Annotated in this window: 17 protein-coding genes and 1 pseudogene; 7 read left to right on the top strand and 11 right to left on the bottom strand. The window is 55.2% G+C overall.

All coding sequences use genetic code 11. From position 1 onward, the window contains the following. Positions 1–118: 118 nt before the first annotated feature. Together cysQ and nudE are read right to left on the bottom strand one after the other, a co-directional pair. Entirely contained in the window at positions 119–961 is an 843-nt protein-coding gene (gene cysQ, locus P406_RS18210; RefSeq protein ID WP_046236935.1) for a 3'(2'),5'-bisphosphate nucleotidase CysQ, read from the bottom strand. Further along, positions 958–1,524, bottom strand: coding sequence for an ADP compounds hydrolase NudE (gene nudE / locus P406_RS18205; protein ID WP_003372295.1), 567 nt, complete (start codon positions 1,522–1,524; stop codon positions 958–960). Before nudE ends, cysQ begins: the two co-directional genes overlap by 4 nt. A 97-nt stretch (positions 1,525–1,621) precedes the next feature. On the opposite strand from nudE, the gene yrfG reads away from it, so the two are divergent. Then, on the top strand, positions 1,622–2,284 hold the full coding sequence (gene yrfG, locus P406_RS18200; protein WP_003343604.1) for a GMP/IMP nucleotidase: 663 nt from the start codon (positions 1,622–1,624) through the stop codon (positions 2,282–2,284). Between the two features lie 44 nt (positions 2,285–2,328). On the opposite strand, the gene lysM is transcribed toward yrfG, so the two are convergent. Then, on the bottom strand, positions 2,329–2,769 hold the full coding sequence (gene lysM, locus P406_RS18195; RefSeq protein ID WP_003318251.1) for a peptidoglycan-binding protein LysM: 441 nt from the start codon (positions 2,767–2,769) through the stop codon (positions 2,329–2,331). Positions 2,770–2,919: 150 nt separating this feature from the next. Here lysM and P406_RS18190 point away from each other — a divergent pair, with 150 nt between their 5' ends. The 4 genes from P406_RS18190 to P406_RS18175 all read left to right on the top strand — a co-directional run bounded on the left by P406_RS18190 (position 2,920) and on the right by P406_RS18175 (position 7,724). After that, positions 2,920–3,801, top strand: coding sequence for a LysR family transcriptional regulator (locus tag P406_RS18190; RefSeq protein WP_003420318.1), 882 nt, complete (start codon positions 2,920–2,922; stop codon positions 3,799–3,801). A gap of 103 nt (positions 3,802–3,904) precedes the next feature. Further along, a complete protein-coding gene (gene fdhD / locus P406_RS18185; protein WP_003420321.1) occupies positions 3,905–4,741 on the top strand; it encodes a formate dehydrogenase accessory sulfurtransferase FdhD in 837 nt (278 codons plus the stop codon). After that, positions 4,738–7,074, top strand: a complete 2,337-nt coding sequence (locus P406_RS18180; protein ID WP_003413652.1) for an FdhF/YdeP family oxidoreductase — start codon at positions 4,738–4,740, stop codon at positions 7,072–7,074. The genes fdhD and P406_RS18180 overlap by 4 nt, the downstream gene beginning before the upstream one ends. A 209-nt stretch (positions 7,075–7,283) precedes the next feature. Further along, positions 7,284–7,724 carry a glycine zipper domain-containing protein gene (locus P406_RS18175; protein WP_003318246.1) on the top strand — a complete coding sequence of 147 codons (441 nt, stop codon included), beginning with the start codon at positions 7,284–7,286 and terminating at the stop codon, positions 7,722–7,724. A 133-nt stretch (positions 7,725–7,857) separates the two neighbouring features. On the opposite strand, the gene P406_RS18170 is transcribed toward P406_RS18175, so the two are convergent. Next, positions 7,858–9,792 (bottom strand): RecQ family ATP-dependent DNA helicase, encoded by a 1,935-nt coding sequence (locus P406_RS18170; RefSeq protein WP_046236934.1) that lies wholly within the window; start codon positions 9,790–9,792, stop codon positions 7,858–7,860. Between the two features lie 146 nt (positions 9,793–9,938). On the opposite strand from P406_RS18170, the gene P406_RS18165 reads away from it, so the two are divergent. Then, complete coding sequence (locus P406_RS18165; RefSeq protein WP_046236933.1) at positions 9,939–10,760, top strand: hypothetical protein; 822 nt, start codon at positions 9,939–9,941, stop codon at positions 10,758–10,760. A gap of 60 nt (positions 10,761–10,820) precedes the next feature. Next, positions 10,821–11,099: a hypothetical protein gene (locus P406_RS29000; protein ID WP_154232053.1), complete on the top strand. Its 279-nt coding sequence runs from the start codon at positions 10,821–10,823 to the stop codon at positions 11,097–11,099. 260 nt (positions 11,100–11,359) lie between these two features. Here the strand turns inward: P406_RS29000 and P406_RS18160 are convergent, their stop codons facing one another. From P406_RS18160 to P406_RS18130, 7 genes and pseudogenes are all read right to left on the bottom strand, one after another. Then, on the bottom strand, positions 11,360–11,938 hold the full coding sequence (locus tag P406_RS18160; RefSeq protein WP_052739341.1) for a hypothetical protein: 579 nt from the start codon (positions 11,936–11,938) through the stop codon (positions 11,360–11,362). Positions 11,939–11,979: 41 nt separating this feature from the next. After that, the gene (locus P406_RS18155; RefSeq protein ID WP_046236932.1) at positions 11,980–12,837 is read right to left on the bottom strand and encodes a tetratricopeptide repeat protein; all 858 of its coding nucleotides are present in this window, start codon (positions 12,835–12,837) and stop codon (positions 11,980–11,982) included. Between the two features lie 112 nt (positions 12,838–12,949). Beyond that, positions 12,950–13,537 carry a lysozyme inhibitor LprI family protein gene (locus tag P406_RS18150; protein ID WP_024652748.1) on the bottom strand — a complete coding sequence of 196 codons (588 nt, stop codon included), beginning with the start codon at positions 13,535–13,537 and terminating at the stop codon, positions 12,950–12,952. A gap of 95 nt (positions 13,538–13,632) precedes the next feature. Further along, on the bottom strand, positions 13,633–14,568 hold the full coding sequence (locus P406_RS18145; protein WP_046236931.1) for a hypothetical protein: 936 nt from the start codon (positions 14,566–14,568) through the stop codon (positions 13,633–13,635). 126 nt (positions 14,569–14,694) lie between these two features. After that, positions 14,695–14,841, bottom strand: a pseudogene (locus tag P406_RS30335) (hypothetical protein); the annotation flags it as partial. Between the two features lie 24 nt (positions 14,842–14,865). Next, on the bottom strand, positions 14,866–15,774 hold the full coding sequence (locus P406_RS18135; protein ID WP_135007416.1) for a tetratricopeptide repeat protein: 909 nt from the start codon (positions 15,772–15,774) through the stop codon (positions 14,866–14,868). Beyond that, the gene (locus P406_RS18130) at positions 15,764–18,946 is read right to left on the bottom strand and encodes a M23 family metallopeptidase (RefSeq protein ID WP_167338287.1); all 3,183 of its coding nucleotides are present in this window, start codon (positions 18,944–18,946) and stop codon (positions 15,764–15,766) included. Before P406_RS18130 ends, P406_RS18135 begins: the two co-directional genes overlap by 11 nt. Position 18,947: the final 1 nt, after the last annotated feature.

Here is an 18,947-nt window from a genome sequence, read left to right as displayed (position 1 = left end):
CTCGCGAAGAGGCCGGTGCAACCGGCAAAAATTCGTCGCCTGAACCATCGCCTTCGCGAGCAAGCGAAGTGTCGCCCGGTTCGCCTACGCTCGCCGGGCAGAGGCCTTGAAGCTGGCCTCAGGACTGCGCCAGCACCAGCAGTTTGTCGCGCCATTCGGCGTTGGCCGGCAGGGCCAGGAAGAACGGGTTGAGCAGCGATTCGCGCGCCGGGTAGCTGAACGGCTGGCCGTCCAGTTGCAACACTTCGCCTCCTGCACCTTCAAGCACGCCCTGCGCCGCAGCGGTGTCCCATTGCGAGGTCGGGGCCAAGCGTGGGTAGCAGTCGGCGGCGCCCTCGGCCAGCAGGCAGAATTTCAGTGAGCTGCCGATGTTGGTCAGTTGCAAATGACCCAGCCCGCTCGACAGGCCAGCGAGCAAATGCTCCTGCTCCGGGCTGGAGTGGCGGCGGCTGGCGACCACGGTAAAGGTCTGCCCTTCGCCAAGCTGGTTGCGCACTGCGATCGGCTGGATGTGGTCGACGCTATCACTGCGCCAGGCACCCAGCCCGGCGCCGCCGAAGTAGCAGCGGTTATTGGTGGGCATCGACACCACGCCGAATACCACGCGGCCGCGTTCGATCAGCGCGACGTTGACGGTGAACTCTTCACTGCCGGAGATGAACTCCTTGGTGCCGTCCAGCGGATCGACCAGCCACCAGCGCTCCCAACCTGCCCGCTCGCTGAAGGGGATGTCAGCGTCCTCTTCGGAGAGCACATGAATGTCCGGATCAAGCGCCTGCAAACCCTCGACCAACACCTGATGGGCGGCCAGATCAGCGGCGGTCACCGGCGAGTCGTCGGTCTTGGTGGTCACGGTGACATTGGCGCGCCAGAACGGCAGGATCACTTCGCCCGCCAGTCGCGTCAGTTCAATCACCGGGGCGAGCAGCGGATGTGGCAGGTTGTGCAACGAGTCGGTCATGGCTGGAACAATCCACGCTGGGTCAGCAGGTCACGTGTGAGGTACAGCGCGGCCAGCGCCCGGCCTTCGCTGAACTGGGCATTCTGGGCAAGGCTGGACAACTCGCGCAGGTTGATCCGGTCGACCCGGATCGGCTCGGGCTCGTCGCCTTCCAGCCGCTCTTCGTAAAGGTCGGTGGCCAGCACCACCTGAATTTTCTGGCTCATGTAGCCCGGGGACAGCGACAGCTCGGTCAACAGTTCCAGCTCCCGCGCACCGAAACCGGCCTCTTCCTTGAGTTCACGGTTGGCGGCCGCCAGCACGTCTTCGCCCGGCTCGATCAGGCCCTTGGGCAGGGACAGCTCGTAGGCATCGGTGCCGCCGCAATATTCTTCGATCAGCACAGCGTGATCGGCATCGAGCATGGCCACGATCATCACCGCCCCAGGGCCCGTGCCTTTGCTGGCCAGACGCTCATAGGTCCGCTCGACGCCATTGGCAAAGCGCAATTGCAGCTCTTCAACGCGGAACAGACGACTACTGGCGACGATTGCGCGGGCAAGTACGGTAGGTTTCTGACGCATGACAGGCTCCTTTACATGAACGAGGTACTATACCGAGCTTTTCCCGATGTCTGTGTCGGATATGCTTACCCGCTATCAACCCCCTGACGAGGCCAGAATGCTTTCCATGCCCTGGAGCGAAATCGATACCGTCCTGCTGGATATGGACGGCACGTTGCTCGACCTGCATTACGACGAACACTTCTGGATGCAGCACCTGCCGCAGCGCTACGCCGAACTGCACGGCGTCAGTTTCGCCATGGCCTGGCTGGAATTGAAACCGCTGTTCGAAAACAACGCGGGCACGCTCAACTGGTACTGCCTGGATTTCTGGAGCGCCGAGCTTAACCTGTCGGTCCGCGACCTGAAACGCGAAATCGCCCACATGATTGCGCTGCGCCCGGACGCCGAGACGTTTCTGGCGGCCCTGCAAAAAGCCGGCAAGCGGGTGATCATGATCACCAATGCGCACCGTGATTCGTTGTCGCTGAAGATGGAGCGAATCGAGCTGGCGCCTTATTTCGAACGCCTGATCAGCTCTCACGATTACGGCTTTCCCAAGGAAAGCCAGCATTTCTGGGACGCCCTGAAGGCCGAAACAGCGTTCGACCCGGCACGCAGTCTGTTTATCGACGACACCTTGCCGATCCTGCGCAGCGCTCGACACTTCGGTGTAGCTCATTTGCTGGCAGTCAGCCAGCCCAACAGCCAGAAAGGCCCGAAAGACACCGAAGAGTTCGCCGCAGTGGACGACTATCGGGAGCTGAGCAAGGGATTGTAAGCAACGCCATGTGCCCGCCTGAAAAGGCGGGCAGCGTCTTCAGATCACTTCGGAATGCGCAGCTTCTGACCTGGATAGATCTTGTCAGCGCTCTTGAGCATCGGCTTGTTGGCTTCAAAGATTTTCTGGTACTGGTTGGCATCGTGATACACGCGCTTGGAAATAGCGCTGAGGGTGTCGCCCGGCATCACTTCGACGTATTCAGATTCAGAAGTCTCGCCGCCCGCAACAGTCATCTGGTCGTCGACTTTATCCACGCCATGAATATTGCCCAGCGTCACGACAATCTTTTCCCTCTCCTCCTGATTGGCGACCTGGCCTTTCACGGTGACAGTGCTGCCGTTGACTTCGGTCTGCACATTGGGGTTGCCCAGACCGACTTCGGAGATATGCTTTCTCAGCAACTCATCGGCGTTGGCTTTATCTGGTAGAAGTGCATCCAGAATTTTCTCGCCTGCTTCCTTGATGAAACTGATCAGACTCATTTTCTGGTTCTCCGTAAGTAGGTTTAAGGAATAGCGTGATGAGTGTAGCCCTTGTAAATCAAGGGCTGCAGGCTTCCGACCAACGTAGCTCGACCATCGTTCAGCCTGAGCGCGTAGAATCGGCTGTCTGGACGGCTCATCGGAGTGAACATGGACATCAAGCAACTTAAATTTCTGATCGCCCTCGACGAGACGAGGCACTTCGGCCAGGCGGCTGCGCGCTGCAACATCACCCAGCCGACGCTGTCGATGCGCCTGCGCAATCTGGAAGAAGAGCTTGGCTTGCCACTGGTCAATCGCGGCCAGCGCTTCGAAGGTTTCACCGCACCAGGCGAACGCGTATTGGCCTGGGCACGCACGGTACTGGCTGCCTACGACGGCCTGCAGGCTGAAGCGGCCGCCTGCCGCGGTCATCTGGTCGGGACGCTGCGCCTGGGCGTGGTGCCGCTGTCGAGCTTCGATCCGCTGCCATTGCTGCACCGACTGCACCAGCTGCACCCCAATCTGCGCTTCGAGCTGTCGTCACTCAGCTCCGAGCAAGTGCTGGAACAACTGGCAAGCAATCGTATCGACCTGGGCGTCTCGTACCTGGAACGTCTGGACAACGAGCGTTTCGATTCGCTGACCCTGGACGACACGCGCATGGGCCTGCTGTACGACCGTCGGCACTTTTCGTTTGGCGACGATCCCTTGAGCTGGGCCGATCTGGTCGAGCTGCCACTGGGCATGCTGACCAGCGGCATGCATTTTCGCCAGTCGATCGATCACAACTTCCATAGCCGCGGCCTGCAACCCAACCCGCTGATACAAACCGATGCCGTTCATCAGTTGCTGCAAGCCGTACATGGCGGTTTTTGCTGCGCGATCATGCCGCTGGATGGCGGACTGGAAACGCTCACCGAGCATCTGCGCCTGCATCCGATTGCCGACTCCCGGACTTTGGCCCGGCTGGGGTTGATCATGCGCCGCAGTGCGCCGCGCTCGGCACTGGCTGAAGCCTGTTTTGCGCTGGTAGCCGAAATACCGCGCTAGGGCGTTGATCGACGTCATCTATCGGGGCATCAGCACTAGCGATTAGACGATTTCACATAACGGGCCTAGTCTTGCAGATGTCATTCTGCCGGTATTTCAGCCCATGCCCGTTACGCGCAAGGTCAGCTCGGCGTCCTTTGCTACGCCAGCCCCCGAAGCAAGCCAGTCCTACAGCTACTCGAATCTCGAGGGCACGGCCTCTGCACGCAACGAACTTGCCGAAGAAGTGGCACTGGCGATTGCCTACAACGGCATCAGCCAGGCGGTCATGCTGGTCAGCCCGACCGATCTGGAAGACTTTATCGTCGGCTTCAGCCTGGGCAGCGGCATCATTGCCTCGCATGACGAAATCTACGACTTCAAACTCAGCGGTTGCGGCTCGGCGATGCAGGCCGAGGTCGAGATCGCCAGCCGCGCGTTCTGGGAACTCAAACAGCAGCGTCGGCAACTGGCAGGCACCAGCGGCTGCGGACTGTGTGGCGTTGAAGCCGTCGAGCAGGCATTGCCTGATCTGAAGGCCCTGCCCGGCGCGCCCCTGCCACCGATCGAATGGCTGGAAGGCCTGCGTCAGCGCATCGGCGAGTTCCAGCCGCTTGGCCGCCATTGCGGCGCTGTGCACGCGGCGGTGTTCATGGACGGCAACGGCCAGTTGCTGCTGGGCCGTGAAGACATCGGCCGCCACAACGCGCTGGACAAACTGATCGGCGCCTTAATCCGCCAGGACATCCCCCTGGCCGGCGGCGTCGCCATCGTGACCAGCCGCTGCAGCCTGGAACTGATTCAGAAAGTATTGCGCGCCGGCATCCAGACCCTGGTCAGCCTGTCGTCGCCCACCGGCCTGGCCCTGCAATGGGCCCGCCGTCATAACCTCAATTTAATTCACCTGCCGCAGCACAGTGCGCCGCGGGTCTATAGCCCTGCGATGGAGATTCAAGCGTGAGCACTCATCATCAAGCCGACAAGACACCAACCCCTCGCTACAAGCCGTACAAAGGTGCGGCAGGCGGATGGGGCGCACTGATCAGCGTGACGCAACACTGGCTGGGCAGTGACAACGCGCTGAAGAACCTGCGCATGATGCTCAAGACCAACCAGAACGGCGGTTTCGACTGCCCGGGCTGCGCCTGGGGTGATTCGCCGGAAAGCGGCATGGTCAAGTTCTGCGAGAACGGCGCCAAGGCGGTGAACTGGGAAGCGACCAAGCGCCGTGTCGACCCGGCCTTCTTCGCCCGCTACAGCGTCAGCTCGTTGATGGAGCAGAGTGATTACTGGCTCGAGTATCAGGGTCGCCTGACCGAGCCGATGACTTATGACGCGGAAACCGACCGTTACAAGCCGATCAGCTGGGACAACGCGTTTGCGCTGATCGCCAAGCATCTGAAGAACCTGCCCAGCCCGAACATGGCCGAGTTCTACACCTCGGGTCGCGCCAGCAACGAAGCGGCGTACCTGTATCAGCTGTTCGTGCGCGCCTACGGCACCAACAACTTCCCGGACTGCTCGAACATGTGCCACGAGGCCAGCGGCGTAGCACTGTCGCAAAGCGTCGGCGTCGGCAAGGGCACCGTGACCTTCGAGGATTTCGAACACGCCGATGCCATCTTCGTCCTCGGCCAGAACCCCGGCACCAACCACCCGCGCATGCTCGAGCCTTTGCGTGAAGCGGTCCAGCGCGGCGCCCAGGTAGTTTGCGTGAACCCGCTCAAAGAGCGCGGCCTGGAGCGTTTCCAGCATCCGCAGCACCCGGTCGAAATGCTCACCAACGGCGACCGCCCGACCAACACCGCCTACTTCCGCCCTGCCCTGGGTGGCGACATGGCGCTGTTGCGCGGCATGGCCAAGTTCCTGCTGCAATGGGAGCGCGAGGCGCAGGCCAACAACGCCCCTTCGGTGTTCGATCATGCGTTCCTCAACGAACACACCGAAGGTGTACTCGAATACCTGGCCGCCATCGATGACACGTCCTGGGACGCCATCGTCGAGCAGTCCGGCCTGCCGCTGAGCGACATCGAACAGTCGGCACGCATGTACGCCAAGGGCAAGAACGTAATCATGTGCTGGGCGATGGGGATTACCCAGCACCGCCACTCGGTGCCGACCATCCAGGAAATCGCCAACCTGATGCTGCTGCGCGGCAACATCGGTCGTCCGGGTGCCGGCCTGTGCCCGGTGCGCGGTCACAGCAACGTGCAGGGTGACCGCACCATGGGCATCAACGAGCGCCCACCGGTATTCCTGCTCGATGCCCTGGAAAAACGCTTCCAGTTCAAAGTACCCCGCGAAAACGGCCACAACGTCGTCGAAGCCATTCACGCCATGGCCGAAGGTCGCGCCAAGGTGTTCATCGCACTGGGCGGCAACTTCGCTCAAGCCACACCGGACAGCCATCGCACTGCCGAAGCCCTCAGCAATTGTGACCTGACCGTACAGATCAGCACCAAGCTGAACCGCAGTCACCTGTTCCACGGCAAGGACGCGCTGATCCTGCCGTGCTTCGGCCGTACCGACATCGACATCCAGGCCAACGGCCCACAAGCCGTCACCGTGGAAGACTCGTTCAGCATGGTCCACGCCTCCAACGGTCAGTTGAAGCCGTCGTCGAAGCAAATGCGTTCCGAGCCTGCGATCATAGCCGGTATCGCCAACGCTACGCTGGGCAAGGCGCCTGTGGACTGGTTGTGGCTGGTCGAGGACTACAACCGTATTCGTGACCTGATCGCCGACACCATCCCCGGCTTCAAGGATTTCAACGAACGCGTCAAGCACCCGGGCGGCTTCTATCTGGGTAACGCTGCTGGCGCACGTCGCTGGAACACTGCGTCGACCCGCGCCAACTTTAAGTCCAACGCGCTGCCGCTGACTCTGATCAATGAACACGTCAGCTCCACCGGGCAGATCCCGGACCTGATCATGCAATCGATGCGCTCGCACGATCAGTACAACACCACTATCTATGGCCTGGATGACCGTTATCGCGGCGTTAAAGGTCAGCGTGACGTGCTGTTCGTCAACGAAGCCGACATCATCCGTCTCGGCTTCCAGCCGGGGCAGAAGGCGGACCTGATTTCGATCTGGAGTGATAACCGCGAGCGCCGCGTCAAAGGCTTCACGTTGTTGCCGTTCGATATTCCGGCCGGTCAGGCTGCCGCCTACTACCCAGAGGTCAACCCGCTGGTGCCTCTGGAAAGCGTGGGTGATGGCAGCAGCACGCCGACATCGAAGTTCGTTGCCATTCGCCTCGAGCGCTCGGCAGAGTCGGCACGCATCCTCTGACGTCCCTGAAAGACGCCCACAAAAAAGGCCCGCTTCACTGGAAGCGGGCCTTTTGCAAGTAACCTCAGACTCTCTTTTTCGACTTAAGTTCCTTAGCCAAAACAATAACTTAGCAGTTTGTGTGGCAATCGTGTTACTCGTCGGAATTGCATTGCTACATTCTTCACTTGACACCAAGATCGCGGCGTCATCCCTATGAGATTCCATACATGAAGTATTCCTCGATACTGTTGTTGTCTCTTACCTTGATCGGCGGTGCAGCGTCTGCAGGCAACCTCGAGTCAGGCGTAGGCGGAGCATTGGGTGGGGTACTCGGTTCGGTCGTCGGCCAGCAGGTCGGCGGCAGCACTGGTTCAGCAATTGGCGCGGGTGTCGGCGGCGCAGCCGGTGGCGCTGTAGGCGCAGATCGTCGCAACCGCACAGAAGCAGCCATTGGCGGCGGTCTGGGCGCAGCGGGCGGTAACGTGCTGGGTCGCAGCGTCGGCGGCAACACCGGCAGCCTGGTCGGCTCGGCGGTAGGTGGCGGCGGCGGTGCTGCACTCGGCAACTACATGGGCAACGAAAGCCGCAGCGACGATCGTCGTTATCGTGGTGGCCGTGACCATGGCCATCGCCCGAAGCACCACGGCCATCGCCGTCATCGTGACTGATACCACCGTCAGTTGCTGAAGCACAAAAAACCGGCCGCTCTTGAGCGGCCGGTTTTCATTTGTCTGTCGCAACGCAGGCTCAGGACTGGATGCAGAGCATCGCCCCCTTGGTCAGATCACTTTGTACGCGTAGTCAGTTGCCAGCCATCGCCTGCACCCACGTCCTCACCTGTGCGTACGGATAGTCCTCCAGCACGGCAAAACCGGTGGTGGCGCGGGCTTTGAGCTTGGTGAACAGCGGCACGCTGATGCCGCACAGAAAACGCGTCAGGCAGTCAGCGCTGGGCCGCTGGCCGGTGTAGTCCTGGTGCTTGTGGATAAACTCGCTGCACAGTTGCTGAAAGTCCCGATTCGCCAAGGGCTCCAGCGCGGGTGGTTCGGGCAGGTGGGCGACTTCGCCAAGGCAGACCGAGCAATGCCCGCAACGCTCAGGCGCATTGTGATCACCGAAGTACCGCGCCAGCCGATGGGTCAGGCACTGGTCACTGGCGAACACGTCCAGCATGGTGTGAATGCGCGCAACTTCAGTGGCTTCGTGATGAGCGAAATAATCGTGCAATTCGACGCTCAGGGCCTGTGCATCAAAGTCGCTGCGCAACAGGCTGTAGACCTCGGTCATCTGTTTGCTTTCAAGCTCGATCCAGCCTTTTTCCTGAAAGTAATCCAGCGCCTTGACCACCCGCCCGCGCTCGGCGCCGTATTGCTGGTACATCGCCTCGAAATCGACGGTGGCCCAGGTCCGTGCCCGGTTTGAGGTGTCGATCAGGGCCTGAACGAACTCGCGTCGCTCCCCTTCGAAACGCGCCATCAGGTCTTGCGGCTGGAGCAGAAACTTGAAGCGGTACTCGGCAAAATACGCGTAGCGCGGCGCAATGATCCCGCGCAGCTCCAGTTGCACCAGCAGGGTCTTCAACGGCAATTGACGAATGTTGCTGAGGTCGGCGAGCGGCCCGAGCAGAAATTCCCACTGCCCGTCATGACGCGCCCCGAGCAGGTCTTCCAGCACACGGGCAATCCCCTCGCGCTCCGGCGTATCGCCATACACGAAGTTCTCCAGCACGTTGAGGCTGTCGCGGTTGGCCAGCACCAGACAATCCGAAGCAGCACCATCGCGCCCTGCCCGACCGATTTCCTGGCTGTAGTTCTCGATGGATTTGGGCAGGTCGAAATGCACCACGTTGCGAATGTCGCTTTTGTCGATGCCCATCCCGAACGCGATGGTTGCCACGATGCAGTTCAAATGGCCGCCCATGAACTGCTTCTGGATCGACTCGCGCTGATCGTTGGGCAGCCCGGCATGGTAGGCGCTGGAGGGCAGGCCATGCTGCTCCAGGTGCGCGGCGATATGTTCGGCGGTCTTTTGCAGGGTCACGTAAACGATGGTCGGTTGCCCGCGACGCTCGTTGAGCCACTCCACCAGCCGGCGTCGCTTGTCTCGTCCGCTGACCGGCTTGACCCACAGGTGCAGGTTGGCGCGGTAGAAACCGGTGGTGATGACATCCTCGGGGGCAATGGCGAATTTGTCCTGCATGTCGATGATGACTTGCGGGGTCGCCGTGGCGGTCAGCAGCAATGTCTGGGGAATATTGAATTCGCGCTGGTAGTCCGGCAGTTTCAGGTAGTCGGGGCGGAAGTTATACCCCCACTCCGAAATGCAGTGCGCTTCGTCGACCACCAGCAAGGAAATCGGCACTTGAGCGATGAAATTGCGGAAGCGCTCGTTCTTCAAGCGCTCGACCGAGATCATCAGAATCTTCAGCTCGCCGGAACGTGCGCGCGCCATCACGTCAGCGATCTCGTCGCGGCTCTGCGCAGAATCAATGCTCGCCGCCGAAATGCCATGGCGGTGCAGGAAGGCAAGCTGATCCTGAATCAGCGCCAGCAACGGCGACACCACCAGCGTCAAATGCGGCAACATCAGGGCAGGCAATTGGTAACATAGCGACTTGCCCGAGCCAGTCGGAAAGATCGCCGCAGCCGAGCGTCCGGCCAGTACCGCACTGATGGCAGCCTCCTGCCCCGGCCGGAACTGTGTGTAGCCGAATACCTGTTCGAGACGCTGGTGCATTCGCGGTCCATCCATCAGTCAAAAAACGGCCTCAACCTTAACGCGCCAGGCCGGATGCACATAGCACCAAAGCGTTGCAGAAACTCTACCCACCGGCCGATATCATTGTAATATCACCACCGAACATCGCTTGATCAGGAGCAGGAATGGATTCCCTACAGCAACCCGAGGACGACGGGATCATCCGCATTCAGCGCCTCGTGCCCGGTCAGGTCGATGTGGTGCTGGGCTCGCATCCACGCCGCAAGCGCGTCGATGCGCCTCGCCGCTCACGCCCTTATGGCCTGTGGCTGGCGTGCCTTATTGCTGCAGCCTGCGTGGCCGGACTGATCACCTCACACGCGAGAGGCCCCAAAGCGCTGACAGTACCGCCTGTTGTGCAGTCCATACCTGAAACCCGGACAGTCGAGGCCGAGGCGCAGCCCGCAGCCGCCGCCGATCCTGCGCCCGCACACATTCGAAAAACCGCAGAGCTTGTGCCGATCGCGGCCACTGTAGCGCCGCCCGCCCCTGTGCAGCCCTTGGATGACTGCATGAAAAACGGCAACGTCATCGATGAGGCGGTAGCGAACTGTCGATTCGGCCAGGCTCCACGCCCCGCTCAGTCAGAACCGGCAACAGGCATGGTGTCTGCCGACTACATGGCCGATTTCAAGGCAAATGCTTCACGCAACTCTGCGCGTTCTTCCAGGCCTTACAGCGTAGCGACGGCCTCCATCCGCGAAGCGGACGGCAGAAACCGCTACCGCGCGCAGTGGCGGGTGTACGGCAACACGATCGATGGCGACAGCGTCTGCGAAAACTTCGCTATTCGTTCATTCGAACGGCGCGAGTGTCGCAAGGCAGCGGAGGTCAATTTCAGAGAAGAGTGCCGAGAGTGGACCAAACGCGCGGCCAGAAACCGCGACGAGGACAGTAAAAACGCCCAGCAGCGCTATTGTGAAGTAACCGCGAATTTCTCACCTTGAAAACAAGCCTGCGCCGCTCTGGCACAGCAGTTTCACCGGTTTTTTCTACGTTCCCGATGCATGGCCGTGCACCTGAGAATCCGCAAAAACGGACACATGTATAGCCAAAGGCTTACACGCAATGAAGCGAATGGCTATTTTGCACCTGCCGTCAGAGCCGTAGTATTGGATCCAACAACTGGCGAACAAGGAGTTCGCCAGGATCAGGGACGATCGACCATCGCCGGGAAGGCAGCCGACAGGGAGTTGGAATGGTCTTGGTACAAACCCGCTTCGGCGGGTTTTTTATTGCCTGCGATTTTTGCCGTCAGCGCCATACCGCCTCAAGATTTTTCCTGACGCCAGATTTCCCGCTCTTCAAAGGGCCGTTCGAAGCTGAGCCCGCGAGGTATAGCGAAAGGCTTACACGCGCTGGAGGAATTTGGCTATTTCCGACCCAGCTCGCGCTCCGTAGCATTGGATCCATCAAGGGGTGAACAGGAGTTCACCCGGATCAAGGATGATCGACCATCGCCTCGGATGCGTCCGACAGGAAGTCGGGATGGTCTTGGAAAAACCCGCTTCGGCGGGTTTTTTGTTGTCTGCAGGAAAGCATCCGGCTATCGACGGCTCGCCTTCCTCTCGCGCAGCATGGCCCTGCGACTCTCGATATGGTGCCTACGCGCATCCCTGAGTTTGTACTCTTCACGCAGCGCCTTGCGGTGAGCGTGATTGAACAGGAACTGCTCACGCATCTCCCGGTGACGCTTGCTGTTCAGAGACAAAAAGCCAAGCAACGGAAACAGCACACCCAATATCGAACTGATCACATCGACACGCCGACCAGGCAAAGCCCAGATCACCAGCACCGTAGCCAGGCAGATCGCCAGCAACGCCACCAACACCCACATCCCCCACAGCCGCCCTCTTGCCAGCGAAATGCCGCCAGCTGACATGATCAAACTGGTACCCATCATGAGCCTGAGGGTATCCATGGAAGCATCGCGGTCATGAGCAAACCAGGCCTGCGTGACGATGCTTGTCGTGATGGCCAGCGAAAATATGCACATGAAGATGGAAAACATGAACATCGGGAAATAGCGGGCGCGAAAGTTGTGCGGGGCGTAGAAATACATCAGTTTTGGGTCGAGAGGGCCTGGCTTGTTGCGGGATTGTCTGCCCAATTTTTTGGTCTTCATTGCTGGGTAATGGCTCGTCTGCCAAGCGAACTGCTTAGCGCTTATTTCAACCGCAGCTGGACACGATTCGGAATCTTGTTCACAGAGCCTTTTTTCAGCATGGCATCACGGTAAATTGCGTAGTGAGATTTAGCATCGTTGCGCTGCCCCAACGCCCAGAGCGAGTCCGCGATATTAAGCTGCAGAGGAATCCTTTCCTGAGCCAGATCCAATAATTTCTCATAGACCTGCATGGCCCAGAGATGCTCCCCACCTTCCGCGAAGTAGAAACCAAGATCATTGTAAGCCGCAATATTTTCCTTTACCGGATAGCACGCCATGTATGAAGGAACACCCATAAACAGCGTGTCGCTCAGCGAAAGCGCGCGGGACTTGGCAGAGGACAATGTTGACGCCTGATTTCTAACCTCCTGAGGCGAAGTTCCTGGTTTTGAAAAGTCAATCAAACGACCTGTAGTGTCTTTCCACGCGTTGCCAACCCATTCTCCGTCACATTGAATCGCGGAACCGAGATTTCTGGCGCACCCGGTCTCCAGAGCGATCGCATCGCAGTAGGTTTGCTCGGAAATAATACGATTGCCCTGTGGATCTTCGACATAGCCGAGCATTGTGCGCTGGATGAGAACATTCTTTTGATCCGGCGATACCATGCTGTTATCCGATCCTGCTACGACGCTTACCCCAGAATCGCCAATACCATCGGGTGGTGCATAGAGAAAGAAACGATGTGTGGGTGACGTATACTCCACATGGCTCCAGCCGCCGAATTTTTCGTTGAAATGACTGAAATGCAGCGCGCTACCGCCAATCCCGATAATATCGACTGGATCCGTGTCCGCGTGACATAGCATGGAGCATGAAAGAGATAGGGTCACAGCCATAATTTCACGATTAAACATTCAAACACCCTGTGATCGCAAAAACTCAAAAATCTGATAAAGAAGCGCCGATTAAGCATAGCGGACCCAAAAGCATTCGAATACAATTTATTGACGCGGCACTATTGTCATATTAATAAATAGGCGTTTGAAATCTCATTCTCGCCATACAGTCTTTCAGCGACTCACTGTACAATTTATTCGTCATGGCACAATTCTTCCCTGCGTAATCCTTCCATAATGCGCCAAAATCGCCGTCCCCGCTAACGTATTGGAAAGCTTTGGCGTAATCCAAGGATGTTACATTGTTACTTACCATCGAAACTGCTTTGTAGAACCCATCCCCCACAACGCCTGTATGAAGATAAATAATTTCGTTCAAGCGAAAGCTTGTGAATTGTGATTTACAGGAAATAATTTCCACCGAAGACTCAGCACCCGAGTGCTTCAGGTCGTCACAATATCCCTCTTTTAACTTGACCCACACCTTCTGTGTGGATAGCAGCTCGGACCTGGAGGACGAGTCCAGTTCAGAAAGCAACGACTTGTATTGCGCGTTCAATATTCTATCCAACCGGGCATAGGACGCTTGATTACACGTGATAATATCCGGATTGGATACTCCGCTGACATTACAGTCGTTGTCAGCGAACGCAACACCCGTCAAGTTCAGAATACATAACCCCATAAACAATTTCTTTGCTGCGGTTAACGACACCATCTGCCATCTCCTGCCAGTACGAATTATAAAAAATACTATATTACCGAAGACAATTTGATCCATTGATGCAAAATAGCTCCTTTTTGCTTTCGTATCTAATCTCCAAGTAGCCAGAACGATGTTCCAGAAATACGCACACGGTCACCCTTGATCAGATGGCCGTTGCTTCGCGAGCCTTCCGACGAATTAAAATATAACGTGGCCTTGTCTTGACTTACTGCAGCCGAAAAATTTCCAGCCTCTAGCGACAACACGGACTCTTCAAAGACCCAACCGGTAGTTTTTTTGCTTCCCGAATAGACCACATTAAAGTAGGAGGCATTACCATCACTATAATAGTCTTGCAACTCTACAATATCGCCCTTTACAAGATAAGCCTTTCTTTTAACAAAACTAGAAGAACCACTTCTATTAAAAAAATATGACTTTCCTACAACCACGCGCGCGCGTGCCTGCTCCATCGTGTTTTCCTTAACAATCTTTGGCTCGGAACAAGATATTTCATTGCAAATTTCAAGTTTTTGCAAGCGCTCTGAAAACTGCGTTCTTTTCTCGCAAAAATAATAATCTTTTTTTATACGAGAATAGCAAACAGCGTCATCGTGCTTGATGGGACCATCATTGTAGCTACTTAATATTTTTTCAGAGACAAAGTCCGGGCTCCCTATCGCACGCACGACTGACTTTTTAAATTTATCTGTTTTTTGGTCAAAAACGAACAGGTAATAACTTTCATTAACAGAGTTTTCTGCATACTTAAGCGCAACAATGCAAGGTTCTTCTTTTCCTACGGAGCCATAATAAGCAAACAGATCACCCTCTTGCTTTTCCATATCTAAGCCATAAACCTCCCCAGAGTCTTTAACCACCCCAATACTTCCACTTTCAAACCGCAGGCTATTTTTATTACCAATACACTCAGCTCTTATGTTTTGCGTTACTCCTTGTTTGATGAGTACGTATTCAAATTGGGCGAAAGCTTGTGACGAGAAAAAAATTACTAGAGCCATCCACGCTTTAGAAAGCCTCATTTCATTGTCTCCTTGATCTTACTGACTTTCGAGACGGCGTGTCAGGTTACACCAGCTGATTGCCACAGCAACAAAAGCGGCCTCTGCAGAATCTTGCTCCGTAACGCCCAGATAGCAGGTCGCCGAGTCGTAGTCGCGTCGGGTCACACCGCCTGTGCGGGGTTCCAGACGCAGCTGGAATCCATTGATGACCGGAACGTCAGCGACCAGGCCGCTGCCTTGCACATAAGCCGTGGGCTTACTCAGCTTGGGGAAGACAGACATATCAGGGCCTCAGACTGAAATTGAAACGCGCTATTAATTCGAGTTATAGCGTGCCATCACTCGACTAGGAATTTTTTGTTGCTTACCCTGCTTAGTCATAATGCCGATATAGATATTGTAGTTTTTTTGTGCAGTTTTCTTGTCGCCTTCGGACCAATATGCATCTGCTAGATTCAGATAAGCGACGACTCTTTCGGGATTATTATCAATCACCTTCTCAAGTAACCATATTGCATCACTATTGAAATTAGCCTGCTGCCAGAAATAGGCTACATCATTAAGCAGCTGCTGATCATCTTTTGAATATCCATAATTATCCAGATAAGATTCCACAAAAACCCTCTTCGGAAAATCGGCAAACCTTAATTTTTCTTTATATAGGCGAGAGGTAGAATTTTTAAACTCAAGTAAAAACTGTTGCTTGTATTTTTTTCCGATATCAATAGCAACTCTTTTCTTTTCCAAACATTCTTCAGTTATACATAGCTCTGCCGATTCTTGCTTCATCTGTGAATAGCAGTATGGTGCGCTAGCAGATTTATTACTTGGTAGCTTTTCAAGAAAAACAAGCACATTCGAACTAGAGTTCTCTGCGCTGCAAAAAGGAACCACTCCGAAAGTATCAGGTATACCTTGCTTATTTTTATTTAAATCTATCGAACTCAATATCTTGCTTGCATCAAGAGACTTCACATCCCCACTTGAATTTACAATCCAAAAGTGGTTCTCTTGTGCAGTGCAGTCACACTCGCAGCTTAGTACATACTCCCCACTTAACATGTTCCATCTCGATTTAGAGATTTCGCCATCGCCACAATAATTTCTTTCAACTTGAATAGAACAAAAATTACTATCCGGGTCACACACAACTCTATTTTTATCTGCCCATACGGAAGTGGCGAACATAAAAATCACAGCAAATAATGCTTTTTTAGAAATCACAGACGTGCCCTTCGGTTATCATATGGTAATTCGAGTTTGCGCGCGCAGAGGTCTCGCCACTCATACTCACGGAATATGTTTGCCCTGTAATAATACCCATACGTCGACTGAAAGCATCAGCGCGATATTTCATGGAGGCTTTTTCCGCTCTTTTTTTGCATACAAAAACCAGCAGTTCTTTTTGGCTAGTTACATTGGCGCCGGAAAACTCGGACCTAATAAGCTCTTCGGCCTTCGTCAAGTTATTTTGCTGGACACATAGGTCATACAGCGCGCAGTATGTTCTCAGCTCTACCTTCACCATCAAATGGGGTGCAAGCTCACGCATAAGCTTCACACATGACACTATGTTACTATTGTACTTTGCCGCATGATTGAGTTGTATCTTCTGAAACGCCTCAACCTCCCCTATCTTTTTGAAAGCTGACTTCCAGCCAGCCCTATTATTAGCGATAACTCCAATAGCCCAGTTCATTTGATCTGTTTTATTGGCGGAAACTATAGAGTTGATCAAAACCTGAAAGTTCATATTTATCCCAAAACAGCTATCGAAAACGGCTTGATTTGCCGCTCTCATTTCTAGCAAAACCGGACCCAGCGTCCCCTGACCGAAGTTCCATTGAATTATTCCAAATGACATACCTTGCCCGTCGAAGTTGTCAGCCAACGCCTCATAATCAAGCTTGCTCTTTCCCTCGTATCCTGACGAGACTAATAGTGCGATCTCTTTAGCTTTATCTAAGGGAATACAGCTGGTCGAGAGGATGTTGCTCACGAAGGAAACCGGATGAAAATGCCATAGAATACCTTCATTAAAAGGCCCTGACTGCGAACCGATATCTTTCCAAAAAACCAGACTGTCGATACGCTTTTTTTCGTGTTCCAGTACGTTCGGGCTATCTTTTAACAAATCAGGCAAACGAGCCCACTTTGGACTATCGGCGCTGTCTTTCCACTCTGTAGGATGATAAGCAACCAGCTTTGACCACTGGTCTCTAAGCTCGCTATTTTTTAGCGCCTGTGTGAGATCATCTGATGTGACTTTCCCATCGGAATTACCCAGCTTGTCCAAGCTTGTGTAAAGCTCTTTAAAAAACGCTGGCATGTCGTCAGGATCTAAAAAGCCGTCAGCGTTGACGTTTTCTTCTTTTACAATTCGGAAGCCTAACTTTTCCCAATCATGCTGCGAAATAAACTTGGCTTCACTTTTTTTAATGAGCCCCGTTTTAGTCACAGTTTCATCCAATACAGAAACCTCGTACCACTCAACAGTATCTTTAAACGGGGTGGCTTTAGCCAGATCAACCACATGCTCTTTTTTCAAATCGATCTGACCGGTTTCAGGAGCCTTCTTATTTAGCTTGGTATCGGCCGTCAGGTAGATATATTGCTTACCCTCCTTCACACCAGCCTTATTCTTCAAAAAATCCTCTATTCTAGGATCAGCCGAAAAGACCTCCACGTGCACCTGATACTTGCTGGAAACCCCACCCGTTGGTCCTGCTATGTTCTCGTTCAGCCCTAAATAGCCAATTGGATCTCCCGCCTTGATGGCTGTCTCCATTGGAACGACTGCATCGAAAACAGTAGGCGTCAGCGCTTGCCACTGAACAAAGCGGTTGGGGGAGACATCCTCCACGCAAGCCCAGAAAGAAGACGGCACTGGCAAGGAATGGCCCTTCAACCCCGTCGTCGGACCTGAAGTGCTTGGAATAAACGTACATTCAGCCATTCGTAACGTCTTGGTTCCGATCTTGAGATTGAGCACTTTTGCGCTATCGAACTCGATCGTACTGTTCGTGCATAGCACCAGGCCCTGATTTGAACTCTGTGTCGTTGCCGCGCTTATGGGCTGCCCCGCCGCCGCACCGTGAGTGAGTGTCGCCGGCGGGTGGCGGAGGGTCAGTCCGCTGGCGGTGACGACCGCTCTGACTTTTCCTTTCCAGTATCCGGGCTTGGTTCTCTCTGGCGGGACGACTTCTTGCCAGCTGGGCGTGCCATCCGATTTGGGGTAGGAAGTACCGTTCTGTTTGTAGGCAAACCAGAACTCCTGCCCTTCGGTGCGCCCGCCAACTGTACCTTTTATGAGTTTACCTTTCGCATGAACACGATCAGCGTGTTCTTCCAGAATTTCAATTTCGGCACCCGCGGAGATGGCTCCATATTCCTGGCAATCGGGAGCGCCTTTGATGTCACTTCTCGCCCTGAAGCCGCTCGCAATCATCTTGATTCTTAGAGCCGGTATTTCATCTTGGGAAACCGGGTATCGGTCAAACGGCAGCAAGTGCATGTACAGGCTGTAAAACGTCAGTTCGTTGCTGGTGCCAGGCTGCACCTCAGTGTTGGCGGGTGACTTATAGTCATGGCGCACAAGACAGAACGAATTGGAGTATTTCAGGGATTGCGTTGCTTCGGCACCGGCAAATTCGCTTGTCAGATAATCTTTGTTCAGACGGTAGGCGACCACCACGCCGTTGCCTATGCAGCGAACGGGCTCTTCTCGCACACATTGCGGGGAACTCTGATCGGTGATGTGGATGCCGCCGTGCCAGAACTTGTGACTACCCAAGAGATAATGGCCTGACGTTTCTTTCTCCAGAGCGGCAAACAGTTCTTCCGCGTCCTTGTACTGCGCTCCTCCCGCCTTGCGAATGGGAAATTGCCAAGTGCCGCTCGCCGCTACGGTTTCAGCAGGCGCGGGGGCAGCTGGACTGACGCCATCCGGATTGGCCAAGTTCGAAATGTCGAATCCGCGAGGATCAACTGTCGCATGTCCGCGTGCTAGATTTGGCTGGCCTTTAGTTCCGTTTCTCAGTACTTCAAAATGTAAATGCGCGCCTGTCCCTATACCGGTATTTCCGCAAGGGCCAACGGTTGCTCCTTTGGCAACGGATGCCCCCAATGCTAGTGGAGATGGCGCGCTCATATGCGCATATAGGGTGTGAACAATTTCTGTGCCGTTAGCGTGCTCTAGGACTACCAGATTCCCGTATCCAGCCATAACGCCTTTGTAGACCACCTTCCCGGCGCCAGCTGCGGGGATAGATGTGCCTACGGGAGCGCCCCAGTCCTCGCCTCTATGCGGACGAACCTCTCCACTGACAGGGTGAGTACGTGTAGGATTCCACTCGCTTGTATAACGAAAAGATGCACCTGGATTATAGAGTTCCATA

This window comes from Pseudomonas syringae pv. coryli str. NCPPB 4273, from assembly GCF_000972175.1.
GTDB lineage: Bacteria > Pseudomonadota > Gammaproteobacteria > Pseudomonadales > Pseudomonadaceae > Aquipseudomonas > Aquipseudomonas syringae.
Note: the sequence above shows the minus strand (reverse complement) of the source record. Positions and strands in the feature narration are given on the sequence as shown.